At 66.5% G+C, this 15628-nt stretch carries 12 protein-coding genes; 4 read left to right on the top strand and 8 right to left on the bottom strand.

Annotation, left to right across the window (positions count from 1 at the left end):
• Positions 1 to 6: 6 nt before the first annotated feature.
• Positions 7 to 1293: a sugar MFS transporter gene (locus RZA67_RS02110; RefSeq protein ID WP_317210871.1), complete on the bottom strand. Its 1287-nt coding sequence runs from the start codon at positions 1291 to 1293 to the stop codon at positions 7 to 9.
• A gap of 360 nt (positions 1294 to 1653) precedes the next feature.
• On the opposite strand from RZA67_RS02110, the gene RZA67_RS02105 reads away from it, so the two are divergent.
• The 3 genes from RZA67_RS02105 to RZA67_RS02095 all read left to right on the top strand — a co-directional run bounded on the left by RZA67_RS02105 (position 1654) and on the right by RZA67_RS02095 (position 7958).
• Complete coding sequence (locus RZA67_RS02105) at positions 1654 to 2670, top strand: glucokinase family protein (RefSeq protein ID WP_317210870.1); 1017 nt, start codon at positions 1654 to 1656, stop codon at positions 2668 to 2670.
• 152 nt (positions 2671 to 2822) lie between these two features.
• Positions 2823 to 5480, top strand: coding sequence for a TonB-dependent receptor (locus tag RZA67_RS02100; protein ID WP_317210869.1), 2658 nt, complete (start codon positions 2823 to 2825; stop codon positions 5478 to 5480).
• A 111-nt stretch (positions 5481 to 5591) separates the two neighbouring features.
• The gene (locus RZA67_RS02095) at positions 5592 to 7958 is read left to right on the top strand and encodes a family 20 glycosylhydrolase (RefSeq protein WP_317210868.1); all 2367 of its coding nucleotides are present in this window, start codon (positions 5592 to 5594) and stop codon (positions 7956 to 7958) included.
• Positions 7959 to 8060: 102 nt separating this feature from the next.
• Here the strand turns inward: RZA67_RS02095 and RZA67_RS02090 are convergent, their stop codons facing one another.
• Together RZA67_RS02090 and RZA67_RS02085 are read right to left on the bottom strand one after the other, a co-directional pair.
• Entirely contained in the window at positions 8061 to 8450 is a 390-nt protein-coding gene (locus tag RZA67_RS02090; protein ID WP_317210867.1) for a VanZ family protein, read from the bottom strand.
• The gene (locus tag RZA67_RS02085; protein ID WP_317210866.1) at positions 8447 to 9631 is read right to left on the bottom strand and encodes an SAM-dependent methyltransferase; all 1185 of its coding nucleotides are present in this window, start codon (positions 9629 to 9631) and stop codon (positions 8447 to 8449) included. Before RZA67_RS02085 ends, RZA67_RS02090 begins: the two co-directional genes overlap by 4 nt.
• Before the next feature lie 57 nt (positions 9632 to 9688).
• On the opposite strand from RZA67_RS02085, the gene RZA67_RS02080 reads away from it, so the two are divergent.
• On the top strand, positions 9689 to 10426 hold the full coding sequence (locus RZA67_RS02080; protein WP_317210865.1) for a pteridine reductase: 738 nt from the start codon (positions 9689 to 9691) through the stop codon (positions 10424 to 10426).
• Between the two features lie 118 nt (positions 10427 to 10544).
• On the opposite strand, the gene folK is transcribed toward RZA67_RS02080, so the two are convergent.
• The 5 genes from folK to RZA67_RS02055 form a co-directional block, all read right to left on the bottom strand.
• Positions 10545 to 11042 (bottom strand): 2-amino-4-hydroxy-6-hydroxymethyldihydropteridine diphosphokinase, encoded by a 498-nt coding sequence (gene folK / locus RZA67_RS02075; RefSeq protein WP_317210864.1) that lies wholly within the window; start codon positions 11040 to 11042, stop codon positions 10545 to 10547.
• Positions 11043 to 11158: 116 nt separating this feature from the next.
• Entirely contained in the window at positions 11159 to 12667 is a 1509-nt protein-coding gene (locus tag RZA67_RS02070) for an ATP-binding protein (protein WP_317210863.1), read from the bottom strand.
• Entirely contained in the window at positions 12648 to 13112 is a 465-nt protein-coding gene (locus tag RZA67_RS02065; protein ID WP_317210862.1) for a response regulator, read from the bottom strand. The genes RZA67_RS02070 and RZA67_RS02065 overlap by 20 nt, the downstream gene beginning before the upstream one ends.
• Positions 13109 to 14926, bottom strand: coding sequence for an ATP-binding protein (locus RZA67_RS02060; protein ID WP_317210861.1), 1818 nt, complete (start codon positions 14924 to 14926; stop codon positions 13109 to 13111). The genes RZA67_RS02065 and RZA67_RS02060 overlap by 4 nt, the downstream gene beginning before the upstream one ends.
• 270 nt (positions 14927 to 15196) lie before the next feature.
• Positions 15197 to 15574, bottom strand: a complete 378-nt coding sequence (locus RZA67_RS02055) for a BON domain-containing protein (protein WP_317210860.1) — start codon at positions 15572 to 15574, stop codon at positions 15197 to 15199.
• Between the last annotated feature and the right edge of the window lie 54 nt (positions 15575 to 15628).

Raw genomic sequence — 15628 nt, 5'->3', positions numbered from 1 at the left:
CGCCGATCAGCCAGCGTCACGGGGCAGGCCCATGCGATAGCCCACCAGCGAATAGAACAGGATGTAGAGGTAGCAGGGAATCATCAGCAGGCCGAACACCAGCTGGAAATCCATGTGCTGCTTGAGCACGGCAAACAACTGCGGAATGATCGCCCCGCCAGCGATGCCCATCACCAGCAGCGCCGAGCCGGTCTCGGTGAAGCGGCCCAGTCCGCGGATGGCCAGCGGGAAAATGGCCGGCCACATCATCGCATTGGCAAACCCCAGCAGCGCGACGAAGCCGACCGAGACATAGCCCTGTGTGAAATAGGCGCCGAGGCAGAACAGTACGCCCAGCACGGCCGAGATGCTCAGGTAGCGCGACTGCGAAACCACGCGGGGAATCAGCAGCAGGCCGGCCACGTAACCAAGCAGCATCGCGCCCAGCGTCAACGAGGTGAACATCTTGGTCTGGTCCAGCGGCAGGTTGAAGCCATGGCCGTAGGTGCCAATCGCATCACCGGCCATCACCTCCACGCCTACGTAGAAGAACAGGCACAGCACGCCCAGCCACAGGTGCGGGAACTGGAAGATGCTGCGACGTTCGCTGCGGCCTGCCGTCGCCGGCGTGGCATTGGCCTCCGACGCACGGATTTCTGGCAGCGGCGAAAACAGCACCGCCACCGCGAGCACGGCGAGCAGCGCGGCCATGGCCAGGTAGGGCGCGTGGATCTTGCTCGCAAACTCGTTGAGCAGCACCTCGCGGGTTGCCGCATCGGCCGCTTCCACCGCTCCGGCCAGGTCGCCGATGCCGTGCAGCACCAGGGTGCCGATGACGATCGGGGCGAGAATGCCGGCGACCTTGTTGCAGATGCCCATCACCGCGATGCGGCGCGCGGCGGTTTCAATCGGCCCCAGGATGCTGATGTAGGGGTTGATCGCCGTCTGCAGCAGGGCCAGGCCCGAGCCGATCACGAACAGGCCCGACAGCGCACCGGCATACCAGCGCTGGGTGGAAAACTCGCCGAACAGGGCCGCGCCGGCCGCCATCACCAGCAGGCTCAGCGCCAGGCCTTTCTTCATGCCGGTGCGGCGCAGGATCCACGACGAGGGCAGCGCCAGGAAGAAGTAGGACAGGTAGAACACCATCAGCACCAGGAAGGCGCCGACCTCGTCCAGCTCGAAGGCCAGCTTGACGAAGGTGATCAACGGCCCGTTCAACCAGGTCAGAAAGCCGATCAGGAAAAACAGGGCGCCGACGATGGCGATGGAGACCACGGGACTGCTGGTACGCGCAGCGGGGACGGCGGACATCAGGCAAGACTCCTGCAGCGACGTGCTCCATGCGGAAACGTCGAAGATGGCTGGGAACAACGTTGTCACATTTATTCGATGCCCACGCGTGCTTGTCAACCTGCCCATCACGCCAGCGCTTTCAATGCTGCACTGCCGCATGCCCGATAGCTGTCGGTCAGACTGCACCACAACGTCGCGCATCCCCTGTGCGCCAAGAGCGTCGTGAACCATGCAATATTTCAATGAAAACGTTTACGGCGGAAACCACGCGTTGCAGCGCAGCAACGAAAACTTCACAAACTCGTTGACATCGTTGTCAACGCAGTAACAGACTCGGCCTCGATCGCCGGCCCCTCGTGCCGGTTGCAGGGAGTCAGCGTGACCGCCGCCAGTCAGCCTGTTGTCCGTGAAGTGAGCCCGCGCGTGCCGTCGTTCCTGGCAGCCGACGTTGGCGGCACCCACGTGCGCGTGGCACGCGTGCAGGCCGGCGCCGACCCCGCCCACCCGGTGCAGCTGCTGGCCTACCGCACCTACCGCAACGCCGACCACGCGGGGCTGTCGGCCATCCTGGCCGACTTCATCGGCGACGGCCCGCGTCCTGCCCACTGCGTGGTCGCCACGGCGGGGCATGCGCGCGCGGACGGAACGGTGATCACCGCCAACGTGCCGTGGCCGCTGTCGGCGCGACAGATCGAGGGGGAGCTCGGTCTGCGCGAGGTGTTCATCGTCAACGACTTCGAAGCAGTGGCCTATGCCGCCGACCAGGTCGATGCGCAGGGGGTATTGCAGCTGTGTGGCCCGGCCACCGCGCCGCGCGCGCCGACACTGGTGGTGGGCCCCGGCACCGGGCTGGGCGCGGCGGTGTGGATTCCGACCGCACGGGGCGCGGTGGTGCTGGCCACCGAAGGCGGACAGCCGACGCTGGCGGCCAGCACCGAACTGGAAATGGCCATCGTGCGTCATATGCAGCGCGACCGTCGTCACGTCTCGATCGAACACGCCCTGTCCGGCCCCGGCCTGATCAACCTGTACAACGCGCTGTGTGCGATCGCTGACTGCCCCGCCTGCCTGACCACCCCGGGCGCGGTCACTGCTGCTGCGCTGGACGGCAGCGACGCGATCGCGCGGCAGGCATTGGACGTGTTCTGCGGCCTGCTCGGCAGCACGATCGGCGACATGGCCCTGGCCTATGGCGCCCACGGCGGCGTCTACCTGGCCGGCGGCATCCTGCCGCAGATCCGCGACTTCCTGCAGAGCAGCAGCTTCGTCGAGCGCTACCTCAACAAGGGGCCGATGTCCGAGGCCCTGGCCCGCATCCCGGTGAAGGTGGTCGAACACGGCCAGCTCGGGGTGATCGGGGCCGCCAGCTGGTACCTGGGCCGCCACGCCCACTGATCGCCCCGCCCCACAGAAAAACCGCGCCGCATTGTGCTCCATCGGAATCTGCATCACCTCGCGTCCCATAGCGTCAGTTTTTGACGCATGCACCCAATCAACGCTGTAACCGCGCGCCGAACAGGCGACTACCAATGATGAGGAGAGACATCATGAACACCCGCACGTCCCTGCTTTCGGCCGCCATCGTCAGCTGCCTGGCCTTCAGCGCACATGCGCAGCAGGCGCAGTCCGCCACCGACCTGGACACCATTACCGTCACCGGCATCCGCGGCTCGATGGAAAAGTCGCTGGACACCAAGCGTGAGGCCAATGCCCGCCTGGAAGTGGTCACCGCCGAAGACGTCGGCAAGCTGCCGGCGCGCAACGTGGCCGACACCCTGCAGCGCCTGCCGGGCGTGAACATCAGCTCGGCCAGCGCCGACGAGGGCGGCTTCGACGAATCCGACCGCGTCAGCCTGCGCGGCACCAGCCCCAGCTTGACCCAGACCTTGATCAACGGGCACACCGTCGCCTCGGCGGACTGGTTCGTGCTCAGCCAGGGCAACAACGTCGGCCGCAGCGTCAGCTACACGCTGCTGCCCTCCGAGCTGGTCAGCTCGGTGGAGGTCAACAAGTCCTCGCAGGCCAAGCTGCAGGACGGCGGCACCACCGGCACGGTCAACGTCATCACCCGCAAGCCGCTGCAGTTCGCCAAGCCGTTCACCGCCGAAGGCTCGATCGGCGCGGTGTACTCCGACCAGGCCGACTCCTACGACCCGCAGCTGTCGGCGCTGTTCAACTTCAAGAACGAAGCCAATACCTTTGGCGTGATGCTGCAGGCTTTCAGCCAGAAGCGCGAACTGCGCCGCGAAGCGCAGGAAGTGCCGGGCGGCTTCTTTGAAATCGGTGCGTCCGACCCGGTCGCCCTGACCAACCCCGATCTGATCGGCGTCAAGGTACCTGGCCTGCTCGGCTCGACCCTGTTCGAGCAGACCCGCGAGCGCAAGGGCGGCCTGCTGTCGGTGCAGTTCAAGCCGAGTGACGACCTGACCTTCGGCTTGAATGGCTTCAGCTCGAAGATGGATGCCAACAACTACAACCGCAACTTCATGATGTGGGGCAGCGCGTTCGCGCGCAGCCAGGCACCAGACCCCGGCTACGTGGTGAAGGACGGCGTGCTCACCCAGGCCAACTACACCGGTCAACCGGGCACCAGCTACGCGGTCTACGACATGATCTACCGCGAGGCCTCGTCCAAGACCAACTACATCACCTTCGACACCGACTGGCAGATCAACGACAACCTGGGCATGAAACTCCAGGCCGGCCGCACCAAGGGCACCGGCTCGACGCCGCGTCAGTTCATCGCCGAGCTGACCATGGCCAACGGCGGTGGTGCCAGCTGGACCACCCACGGCAAGGGCTCGCCGGTGGACTGGAACGTCGGCGGCGACCTCAGCCCGGCGGCCGCCGCATGGGGTGGCACCTGGGGCAACCAGGAAGTCACCGCCGAAGATGAGGAAAAGTTCGCCACGGTTGATTTCAGCCATTACTTCAACAGCGGCGTGGTGTCCTCGATTGATTTCGGTGCCCGCTATGCCGACCATCGCCGCGAGGCGCTGTCGCCGGAAGGCGCGACCCCGGGCGATATCTGGGCGGCCCTGCAGGGCGGTGCCACCGCCAACTACCCCAGCGGCTTTGCCAGCGGCATCGGCGGCAGCTTCCCGCGCAACCTGTGGTACTACACCCCGGGCGCGCTGAAGGACGCCATCATCAACAACTCCACCTGGCTGGCCGGCAATGACGGCCCGACCGGTCGCCACAACTATGGTGCCGAGTGGAAGGTGGCCGAGAAGAACTGGGCCGCCTACCTGCAGGCCAACTTCGTCGGCGACTGGTGGAGCGGCAACATCGGCGTGCGCTACGTCAACGTCAAGCAGGACATCAACACCTACCTGGCGGTGAGCGATGCGGCCAATGCCGATGTAAGCAGCCTGTTCGGCATGTGGAAGGCGCAGTATTTCCAGAACAAGCATGACCGCCTGCTGCCCAGTGCCAACTTCAAATTCGATCTGGACGACAGGCTGGTGCTTCGCGTGGCCGCCTCGCAGACCCAGACCCTGCCGGACTTCTCGGCGCTGGGCGCATCGTCGTGGGGCTCGGACCTGACCCGCACCGGCGGCGGTGGCAACCCGAACCTCAAGCCGGTGCTGTCCACCAATCTGGACATGAACCTGGAGTGGTACTTCATGCCGCGCGGCCTGCTGTCGGTCGGTGTGTTCGGCATGGACCTGAAGGACTACATCGCCTTCGACGTGCAGACCCGCATGCTGTACAGCGAGCTGACCAACCAGCTGGAAGCCTACGAAGTGGCCGCGCCGATCAACACCGACGGCAAGGTCACCGGCGCCGAGTTCACCTACGAACAGCCGATCGGCGACAACTTCGGCATCACCGCCAACTACACCTACGCCAACGGCCGTTCCTCGCACACCTGGGAAGATGGCAGCCACAACCTGCAGGGCACCTCGAAGAACACCTACAACCTGGGTGCGTTCTTCGAGAATGACCGCTTCGGTGCACGTGTCAGCTACACCTACCGCTCGGCGTTCCTGATCAGCCTGTCCGGCGCCAACCCGTACTACCAGGATGATTTCGGCACGTTGTCGGCGTCGCTGAGCTACAAGGCCACCGACTGGCTGAGCATCAGCCTGGACGGTCTGAACCTCAACAACCCGACCTTCAAGTATTACCAGAGCGCGACCATCCCGACCTCGTTCTACAGCAACGGGCGCCAGTACTACCTCAACCTGCGCTTCAAGTACTGATACCTTCACCACACAATCTGCAGTTCCGCAAGCACGCCGGGCCTGGATCATTCCGGGCCCGGCTTTTTTTCGCACGACCGCATCCCGCTGCTGCTCACAGGAGTCTTTCCGATGACCACGCCTACCCGCGCCCAGCTGCGCGCCACCGCTCTACAGGTGAGCCTGCTCGCCGGCCTGCTGGCCACCCTGCCTGCGGCCCCGGCACGGGCCGAGGCGGACCCAGCGCCTGACGCACAGGCCTCTGGCCCCCGGCTGCGCGCCGGCAGCCTGATGCTGATTCCCGCGCCGGTGAACGTGGAACCCGGCCGTGGCAGCGGCTACGCGTTGGCTGCCACCACGCCGCTGCGGGCGCAGGGCGAGGCCGCCCGTCGCGTTGCCACCCAGTTCGCCACGCTGCTGGCGCGCAGCGGCGGCCCGCAGCTGACGCTGGCCAGCGGGCGTGGCAATGATGGCGTGCGCTTCGAACTGTCGCCGAAACCGGCGATGGGCCCGGAAAGCTACAGCCTGCACAGCGACAGCCACGGCATCGTGGTGCGCGCGGTGGATGAAGCGGGTCTGTTCTACGGCGCGACCACCCTGGCCCAGCTGGCGACCGGCGGCAGCGCGGGCAAGGTGCCTGCGCTGACCATCGAGGACGGCCCGCGTTTCACCTGGCGCGGTTTCATGCTCGACTCGGCCCGGCATTTCCAGAGTCTGGAGGAGATCAGGCAGGTCATCGATGCGATGGCCGCGCACAAACTCAACACCCTGCACTGGCACCTCACCGATGACCAGGGCTGGCGCATGGAGATCAAGCGCTATCCGAAGCTGACCGAAGTGGGCAGCTGCCGTCTGCCGGCCGGCGATGGCGGACGCGACCCGGTGACGGGCGCCGAGCGCCCTTACTGCGGTTACTACACCCAGGAGCAGATCCGCGAGGTCATCGCCTATGCCGGCGAGCGGCACATCCAGGTGATTCCGGAAATCGATGTGCCCGGGCACGCCACTGCCGCCATTGCGGCCTATCCCGAACTGGGCGTGTTGGACACGCCCTTGAAACCCTTGAGCGAATGGGGCGTGTTTCCCAACCTGTTCAATGTGGAAGAAGACACCTTTGTCTTTCTGGAAAACGTGCTCGAGGAAGTCATTGCCCTGTTCCCTGCCCGCTATGTACACGTGGGCGGCGATGAGGCGGTCAAGGACCAGTGGATCGCCTCGGCGCGCGTCCAGCAGCGCATGCGAGAGCTCGGTGCCGCCGACGAGATGGCCATGCAGAGCCATGTCATCAAGCGGCTGGAGACGTTTCTCGAGCAGCACGACCGGCGCCTGATCGGATGGGACGAGATTCTCGAGGGCGGCCTGCCACCGCAGGCCACGGTGATGTCCTGGCGCGGCACCGAAGGCGGCCTGGCGGCGGCCAGCAGCGGCCATGACGTGGTCATGTCCCCGGTCACCCATCTGTATCTGGATTATCTGCAGACCGCCTCGCCCAACGAACCACCGGGCCGGCCGCTGCAGGTCGACCTGGCCAAGGTCTACACCTTCGAGCCGGTGCCGGCCACCCTGCCCGCCGACAAGCAGCACCACATCCTGGGCCTGCAGGCCAATATGTTCACCGAGCACACGCGCAGCTTCGCGCGCCTGCAGCACAACCTGTTCCCGCGCCTGGCCGCGGTGGCGGAAACCGGCTGGAGCCCCGCCGACCGTCGCGACTTCGGCGATTTCCTGGCGCGCCTGCCCGCCCAGCTTGAGCGTTACCGCGCGTGGGGCCTGGCGTATGCGCAGACGCCTTTCGAAGTGGACGTGCAGATGCAGAACCAGCGCAGTGCCGGCACCGTCGACATCACCCTGGCCAACCCGCTGGGCTATGAGGTGCGGTACAGCACCGACGGCACGCCGGTAACCGCGCAGTCGCCGCTGTACACGCAGCCGCTGCATGCCCCCGTGCCAGTGACGGTCAATGCCGCGGCGTTCTTCGAGGGCGAGCCGCTGGCCGAAGCGGCGACACAGGTCCGCTATACCGCGCAATCGCTGCTCAGCCGCAGCCACCAGCAGCTGGCCACCTGTCCCGACTCGGGCAAGCTGGTGCTGCGACTGGAAGACGATGGCCCGGCCGACGGTCCGCGAGCGGTGTTCAACGTGGACATCTTCAATCCCTGCTGGCGCTGGCCGGCCGCCGACCTGGACGGGATCGCGAACGTGCGGGTGCGCGCGGGCAATATTCCCTACTACTTCCAGCTGGCGCATGACGAGGCGAACCGTCAGTTCGAGCTGGCGCAGCGCGCGCACGGTGAAATGAGGATCCGCCGCGGCGACTGCAAGGGGCCCGCGTTGGCCGAGGTGGCTCTGCCCGCACGTCCGGACGCGGATGGGTTCGTCTCGCTGGAGGCGAAGCTGCCGAGCGGCTCAGCGGGGATCGCTGACCTGTGCATCAATTTCACCGGCGACACGCGGCCGACGATGTGGGTGCTGGACGAAGTGACCCTGCAGCCGCGCTGAGTACAACGCTGCGGCCGTGGCTTTCGGTAGGTGACGACCGTTGGTCGTCACGCCGTTGCCGTTGCCGACCTCACCCCACGCCACCTGCCGTGGCTTGTGCCATCACCCCTTCAACCGCAGCAGCAGGTCCCGCAGCGGCGTCAGCGCGGTGGCCAGCCCCGCCAGCACGCCGACGGTGTTGGCCGCCGCATCAAAGGGGTCGGCCACACGGGTCGCGGTCAACGCGCCCTGCGCGAACTCGATGCCAATGCCCAGCAGCACCAGCCCGAGCCCGACCCACAGCAACGGGCGTCCGCCGCGATACAGCTGCACCGCACTGGCAGCCAGAAGGAAATAGGCGAGAAAGTGTTCAACCTTGTCACTGCCTGCCGGCAGCGCCAGTGGCGGCGGTGGCATCAGGCAGACCACCACCAGCCCCAGCACGGCCAGCCACCACAGGCTGGCCCACAGCACCGGGCGCCGCAGCGGTTTGAGGCACAGTGCTGCTGTCACAGTCGCCAGCTCAGGTCACCCAGCTCGAAGGCCGGCTCGAAGTCCACCTCACGCTGCAACCCGATGACCTGGAAGCGCTCACCCATGCCACTGGGCAGGGTCAGCTTCTTCAACTGGTCGCGCAGCTGTACGCGGCCGACGTCGTCGGTGCGCTCGTCGGCCAGCGCCAGGCACTGGTCCAGACCATTGCCGAGCAGGAAGCTGGCCTGGCTGCAATAGCCGGCAAGATCAAAACCCGCGTGCAGGCCTGCTTCGGCCATGGCGGTGAAATCCACCGAGGCGGTGATGTCCTGCAGCCCCGGCCACAGGTGCACCTCGTTGTGCACGTGGTGGCGGTAGAACGCGCGCAGCGTGCCGTCGTCGCGTTCGGGTTGATAGAACTCGGCGCGGTTGTAGCCGTAGTCGACAAACAGCAGCGCACCGCGCTGCAGTCCGCCGGCCACCGCCTGCAGCCAGTACGGCAGCTGCGGCAGCAGCTCGGAGCGGTAACCGTCGGCGAACGGACGCTTGAGATAGCGCTCCAGATGACGCACTGCCTGGTGCAGCAGCATGTCGGCCGGCTGCGCCCCGCGCACGAAGCCGCCCTGCGCGTCCAGCTCCACGGTCTCTTCGTAGACTTCGCCGTCCTTGATCAGAAAGCGCGGTGTAGGCAGGGCGTCGATCACCTCGTTGGCAAAGACCACACCTTCCCAGTCGTCATCGAACGGGCGATCCAGCCACTCGACGCGGCTGGCGAGCGCCTCAGGCAGGTTCTGCCGCAGCCGCTGCTGCTGCCGCTCGCGCAGATCCGCACTGGGCTCGAGGATGGCATAGCGCGCTGGCAGCGCCTGCAGCTCGGCCAGCCGCAGCAGCACCGCTTCGGCGAAGGCACCGCTGCCGCCGCCCAGCTCCAGCAGCCGCGCCGGGCCCTGCAGCTGCTGGAATACCGGCGCCAGCGCGTTGGCCACCGTTGACGCAAACAGGCTGCCCATTTCCGGTGCGGTAGTGAAGTCGCCGCTGGCGCCGAACTTGCTGGCACCTGCGCTGTAATACCCCCATCCGGGCGTATAGAGGCACAGCTCCATGAACCGGGAGAACGGGATCGCCCCGCCTTGGCGGGTGATTTCATCGCGCAGGCCCGCCGCCAGCTGCGCGCTATGGGCAAGGGCATCGGCATCGGGCAAGGGGAAGTTGGGCTGCATGGTGTCTTCGAATGCGGTGACAATAGGTACAGGATAGCCGAGCCTTGGAGAGCACCGATGACCGCCCCTGCCCCCGTCGCCCTGATCACCGGCAGCGCGCGCCGTATTGGCGCGGCCATTGCCGGGCGTCTGCACCTTGCCGGCTACCGCGTGGTGCTGCATGCCAACCGGTCCAGCGAAGAACTGCAGCAGCTGGCTTTCAGTTTCGAGAGTGCCGTACCGGGCAGCGTACTGGCCCTGCAGGCGGACCTGCGCCAGGCCGACACCGTGCCTGATCTGGTTGAACAGGCCGTTGCCCACTTCGGCCAGCTCGACGTGCTGGTCAACAATGCGTCCAACTTCTACCCGACCCCGCTGGGCCAGATCAGCGCCGAGCAGATCGACGACCTGTACGCGGTCAACGCGCGCGCGCCGTTGCTGCTGGCGCAGGCGGCGGCACCGCATCTGCGGCGCAGCCAGGGGTGCATCGTCAACCTCACCGACCTGCACGGCACCGACCCGATGCGTGACCACGCCGCCTACACCATGGCCAAGGCCGCGCTGGAGATGGTCACACGCAGCCTTGCGCTGGAACTGGCGCCAAAGGTGCGGGTCAATGCGGTGGCGCCCGGTGCGATTCTGTGGCCCGAACAGGGCAAGGATGACTTCGCCCGCCAGGCGCTGCTGGCGCGCACGCCGCTGGCGCGCACCGGTACCGTGGACGAGATCGCCGAAGCCGTGCACTGGCTGATTGCCGGCGCCGACTTCGTCACCGGGCACACCCTGCGAGTGGATGGTGGCCGCACCCTGACCTGACCGGTGCTGCTACCGCTGCGCGACCGGACGCAGCAGCAGCTGCCCGACCCAACCGCGCTGCGCGCGGGAGCCGATCGTGCGGTCGTCTCCTCGATGACCCGCCGGTGCCATGGACGGGTCAGTCGGCGTCGGGCGCCAGTTCCACGGTCTCGAAAACCTCATCATGCTGCCGATGCGCGCGCCACAGCGCCGCGAGGGTCAGGCCACTGACCGGATCGACAAAATCCGGGGCGATATCGGCCAGCGGCTTGAGCACGAATGCGTGCTTGAGCTCTGGGCGCGGGATGCGCAGATGGCCCGGCCCCTCTACCACCAGATCACCGTAGAACACCACGTCCACGTCCAGGGTCCGATCGGAAAAACGAGGGCCACTGCGATCACGCCCGTGCGCATCCTCCAGCGCATGCAGCCAGTCATCCAGCTCCTGCAGCGGCATGTCGGTCTGCAGCATCACCGCATTGTTGAGGAAGGCCGGGCCCTCGAACCCCACCGCTGCCGTGCGGTAGCTCGGTGAAACGACCACCGCGCCAAAGCGCTCGGCCAATGCCGCAACCGCAGCGTGCAGGTAGCGGCGGGGCTGGACGTTGCTGCCCAGGCTCAAAAGCACGGTGGTCATGCGGTTTCTTGGCGGGTCTGGCGGAGCATCGCCCGCAGGCGACGTTCCTGTGGTGGGGCGTACATGATAGGGCACCTGCCGCAGTCCCACATCCGTGCTGTCACCTGACACGAAAATCAGGTGCCAGCCAGACCCTCGGCGACCGCGCGGAAGACCTGCTGCATTTCCAGCGGCTTGGGCAGCAACCGCACCCTGCCCGGCAACGCCGCCAGTGCGCTGGCGGCTACCGTGTCCTCACACAACACCAGCGCAGGCCCGGCGTAGCCGAGCGCTGCCATCTCGGCAAGCAGATGACTGGCGGCCAGGCAGCGGGGTCCACCGTCGACGATCACCATCGCGGGCATCCCCTGGCGCTGCATCCAGCGCAACGCAGCTGCTCCGTCGGAGACGAGGTGCATCTGATAGGACTGGCTGGACAGTGCGTTGCCCAGCAACGACAGCCGGGTGGCCTCACCGTCCACAACCAGAATCTGCTGGCCGTTGCCCAGAGTCATCGCGGTTTCCTGCCGCTCTGCCGGCTCGGTCGCTGCGCTCTCCACGGCCAGCGGCAAGCGCAGCGCGAACAACGTGCCCTGCCCCACTACGCTGCGTACCGCGATGCTGCCACCGCAGCCTTCGACAATGCGCTTGCAGGACATCAGGCCCAGCCCGGTGCCGTTCGGTTTGGTGGTGAAGAACGGGCTGAACAGCTGCTCCAACGTCTGCGCATCCATGCCGATGCCCTCGTCCTCCACTTCCATGCACAGGGTCTGCCCTTGCGCGCGTGCACGCAGAAACAGACTGCCGCCCTCGGGCATGGCCTGCACCGCATTGAGCGCGAGGTTCAACAGCACCTGCTGCAGCTCGGTGTAGTTGGCATCCACCGAACGTGCCGGATCATCCACCTCGACCTTGAGCTGCACCGATGCGGGCAGGGTACTGCGCAGCAGCAGGGCCACTGCGTCGAACAGATGCTGGATGCGGATGTGCTCACTGGCCTTGCGCGAACCACGCACGAAGGAAAGCATCGACTCGGCCATCTCGTGGCCACGCCGTCCGCATTCGGCGATGACATCGGCCATGTGATGCAGCTGCTTGTCCTCGGTGCGCGCTTTCAGCAGCTCGGGCATGATCAGCAGCGGCTGCAGGATGTTGCGCAGGTCGTGACTCAGCCCGGCCGCCAGCAGCGACAGACTCTCCAGGCGCTGGGCGCGCATCAGTTCGGTTTCCACCCGGCGCCGCTCACGCACTGCCCGCGCATCGCCGACCGCGCGCAGCACGGCCGAGGGCAGCCGCGCTGGCTGGTGCTTGATGATGTAGTCGTTGGCGCCGTGGCGAAGCGCCGCCAGCGCCGAGGCTTCGCCCATGGTCCCGGAGACGAAGATGAAGGGCAGCTCGGGATCGACACGCCGCACCAGATGCAACGCCTCGAAGCCGGTGAAGCCAGGCATGCTCAGGTCAGAAAGCACGATGTCGGGCACACCCGCGGCCAGCGCCTGCTGCAGTTCAACCTCGCTTTCCACGCGCTGGAAGCGGCCGTTTATGCCCGCCTCCCGTATCTGATCGATCATCAGCTCGGCATCCTCGGCACTGTCTTCCACCAGCAGGATGCGCAGTTCTTGCGGCTCAGCGGTGTGCGTCGGCATGGCCTTGCTCTTGCTCCGGATTCTGATTGATGACTCCCCAGAACGTACCCAGGGTCTGCACGGCAACAAAGAACTGCGCCACGTCCACGGGCTTGACCACGTAGGCGTTGACGCCCAGGTCCCAGCTGCGCGCCAGGTCACTTTCTTCGCTGGACGAGGACAGGATCACCACCGGCAGGCGCTTGAGCTGCGCATGCGCGCGGATTTCGCGCAGCACCTCCAAGCCATCCTTGCGCGGCATCTTGATATCCAGCAGCAGCACCGCCGGCAGCCCTTCTTCGCGGGCACTCCATGCGCCACGACGCAGCAGGTAGTCCATGGCATCCACGCCGTCTTCCACATGCACGATGGGATTGGCCAGCCGGGCGTCCTTCAACGCGTCGATGGCCATCTCGGCGTCGGCCTCGCTGTCCTCGGCGAGCAGGATGGTGCGTAATACGGTCATGGAGCACGCTCCGGGTGGTCAGGATCCAGCATGGCGGGCAACGTGAAATGGAAGTGCGCGCCGAGCCCGGGGGCGGCCTCGGCCCAGACCTTGCCGCCGTGGCGGGTGAGCACGCGACGCACCGTGGCCAACCCGATGCCGGTGCCTGGATAATCGCTGGCCTTGTGCAGCCGCTGGAACACGCCGAACAGTCTGCCGGCGTGCGCCATGTCGAAGCCTGCGCCGTTGTCGCTCACAGTGAACAGATGACTGCCGTCGGCCTGCAGCGCATGCACCACGCTCACCCGCGGCGGCTGGCTGCGCGCCGAATACTTCACCGCATTGCCAAGCAGGTTCAACCACACCTGGCGCAGCATGTTCTCATCCCCAACGACCACCGGTAGCGCGTCGATCCGCCACTCCACACGGCACGCAGCTTCACCCTGCTCGGCGTCGGCCTTCAGGTTGGCATCGAGCAACGCGCGCGTGTCGGCCACCATCGACTGCATGTCCAACGGCTGCAGACGCATCGCCGCCCGGCCCAGCCGCGAGTAGACCAGCAGGTCGTCGATCAGCGCGGCCATACGCCGTGCCGAACCGGAAATGACATCCAGATAGTGCAGCGTCTTCTCATCGGCCTGGCCCGCCAGATGCCGGCCGAGCTTGTCCGAAAAACCGGCGACATGGCGCAACGGCGCCCGCAGGTCGTGCGACACCGAATAGCTGAACGCCTCAAGCTCACGGTTCACCTCCGACACCTGGGCGATCTTGCCTTCCAGCTGCCGGTTCAATTCCTGCACCTGCACCTGCACGGTGCGCTGCACGGTCACGTCGCTGAGGGTCATCAACACCATGGGCTGGTCAGCGTCCGGCACCGGCATCCGGCGCGCGTTGATCACCATGTGCCGGGTACTGCCGTCGTCGCTGCGCTGTGCATGTTCGAAATCCCAGAGTTCGCGATCGCGCGCCAGTACGTCGCGCAAGCGTTGGCACAGCGCAGGATCCCGCCAGACACCCTGACCGATGTCCTGCAGCGATACGCCGTCGGTACCGCTGTCCGGCAACCGGTACAGCGCGGCAAAGGCCGGGTTGTGCAGGCGTACGACCAGCTGGGCATCGAGCAGCACGATGGGCTCGCGTACGGTGTCGAGCACGGCGGCGGCGCGCGCGGAGGCACGGCGTGAGCGCAGTTCGGCCAGCCCGCGTTTGTTCCGCTGCCGATGCAGCAGCCAAAGTACGAGCGCGACCAGCGCCAGCTGCGCCGTCAAGGTGACCCAGGCCATCTGCACGGCCTGCTGACGTTGCCGCTCCAGCTTGCCCGCGCGTTGAACCCGCAGCACCTCCTCTTCCCGCTGCAGCTGCTGCACCAGGCCGGACACGGGGTAGCGGGTGGTCAGGGCCTGTACCAGCGCGGCCTGCTCGCGGCCCGGCGAACTGACCGCCACCTGGCGCGCAGCCTGCAGCCATTGGTCAAGCAGACCCTGCAGGCGTCCGAGGGTGAGCAGCTGTGGCGGGTTGTCGGCGCTGAGCGTGGCCAGGCGCTGCAGCACGGCGGCAATCTGATCACCGCGGGCAAGCCGTTGCTGCAGGCGATCGTCCTGCACGCCCTTGGAGAGCACCAGCGCAGACGACTCCACGTCCTGCACATCGGCCTGCAACTGCACCAGCAGACGACCCACTTCGCGTGACCGGGTTTCCCAGGCCTGGGCGGCAGCAGTGTCGACCTCCAGAGCGCGCTGGGCCAGCCAGGGCACAACGATGATCGCGCTGGCAACCAACACCAGCGCCGGCATACGCCAGCGATCGCGGAACTGCTCGATCCGTGCCCGTTCCATAGCCCCTCATCAGCCAGCCCGCGGGCTCAGGCAGCCCGACCTGACAGCACCTGCCTCCCCCTGGCAGGTAGTGACGCCCTGCAATATACCGCAAGCGTCAAACTGCGCTACCGGCCTGCGGCGCGGAATGCGGCCCGCCGGGCGGCAATGAAACGGGGAGCCACCGCTTTCTGATGGCGCGGAACGCGTAATGCCGGGCAAGGCCCGGCATTACGGAAAGACATCGAACGGTGCCGACATCACGGGCAGGGGTCGCCTGCCCGGTTCAACTCAGCGGCTGGCCATCGGCGCAACACGCAGAGCCGACGCATCGACGCGCTGCACGCCCTTGATGCCGCGTGCGGTGGTCACCGCCTTGTCATGCTCGGCCTGGTTGGCCACGGTGCCGCTCAGGCTGACGACGCCATTGACCGTTTCCACCTTGACTTCAGTACCCGGGACGTTGCTGCTGGTCAGCAGATCCGCCTTCACCTTGGTGGTGATCCAGGTGTCGGTGACGGGCTCGTTGGAGTCGTGGCGATCAGCGTGGGTCATGGCGTGGCCATCGTGCTGGCGATCGGTACGCGGCGGATCGTTGGCCAGCGCAAGCGGTGCGGCCAGCAGCAGACCCAGACCGGCTGCCATCGTCAACTGATTGATGTGCTTCATCGTCCTACCTCCTCTCGGTGTGTGTGCACAGTGTGGCCAGACCGGCGTCCACCG

Origin of the sequence: Stenotrophomonas sp. C3(2023), from assembly GCF_032911385.1 — a bacterium.
Classification (GTDB): domain Bacteria; phylum Pseudomonadota; class Gammaproteobacteria; order Xanthomonadales; family Xanthomonadaceae; genus Stenotrophomonas.
Note: the sequence above shows the minus strand (reverse complement) of the source record. Positions and strands in the feature narration are given on the sequence as shown.

Excerpts from the sequence above, each read along its gene's own strand:
- RZA67_RS02085 (WP_317210866.1), bottom strand. The coding sequence starts at position 9,631 with ATGCAGCCCAACTTCCCCTTGCCCGATGCCGATGCCCTTGCCCATAGC.
- RZA67_RS02065 (WP_317210862.1), bottom strand. The coding sequence starts at position 13,112 with ATGACCGTATTACGCACCATCCTGCTCGCCGAGGACAGCGAGGCCGAC.
- RZA67_RS02060 (WP_317210861.1), bottom strand. The coding sequence starts at position 14,926 with ATGGAACGGGCACGGATCGAGCAGTTCCGCGATCGCTGGCGTATGCCG.
- RZA67_RS02110 (WP_317210871.1), bottom strand. The coding sequence starts at position 1,293 with ATGTCCGCCGTCCCCGCTGCGCGTACCAGCAGTCCCGTGGTCTCCATC.
- RZA67_RS02070 (WP_317210863.1), bottom strand. The coding sequence starts at position 12,667 with ATGCCGACGCACACCGCTGAGCCGCAAGAACTGCGCATCCTGCTGGTG.
- folK (WP_317210864.1), bottom strand. The coding sequence starts at position 11,042 with ATGACCACCGTGCTTTTGAGCCTGGGCAGCAACGTCCAGCCCCGCCGC.
- RZA67_RS02100 (WP_317210869.1), top strand. The coding sequence starts at position 2,823 with ATGAACACCCGCACGTCCCTGCTTTCGGCCGCCATCGTCAGCTGCCTG.
- RZA67_RS02095 (WP_317210868.1), top strand. The coding sequence starts at position 5,592 with ATGACCACGCCTACCCGCGCCCAGCTGCGCGCCACCGCTCTACAGGTG.
- RZA67_RS02080 (WP_317210865.1), top strand. The coding sequence starts at position 9,689 with ATGACCGCCCCTGCCCCCGTCGCCCTGATCACCGGCAGCGCGCGCCGT.
- RZA67_RS02055 (WP_317210860.1), bottom strand. The coding sequence starts at position 15,574 with ATGAAGCACATCAATCAGTTGACGATGGCAGCCGGTCTGGGTCTGCTG.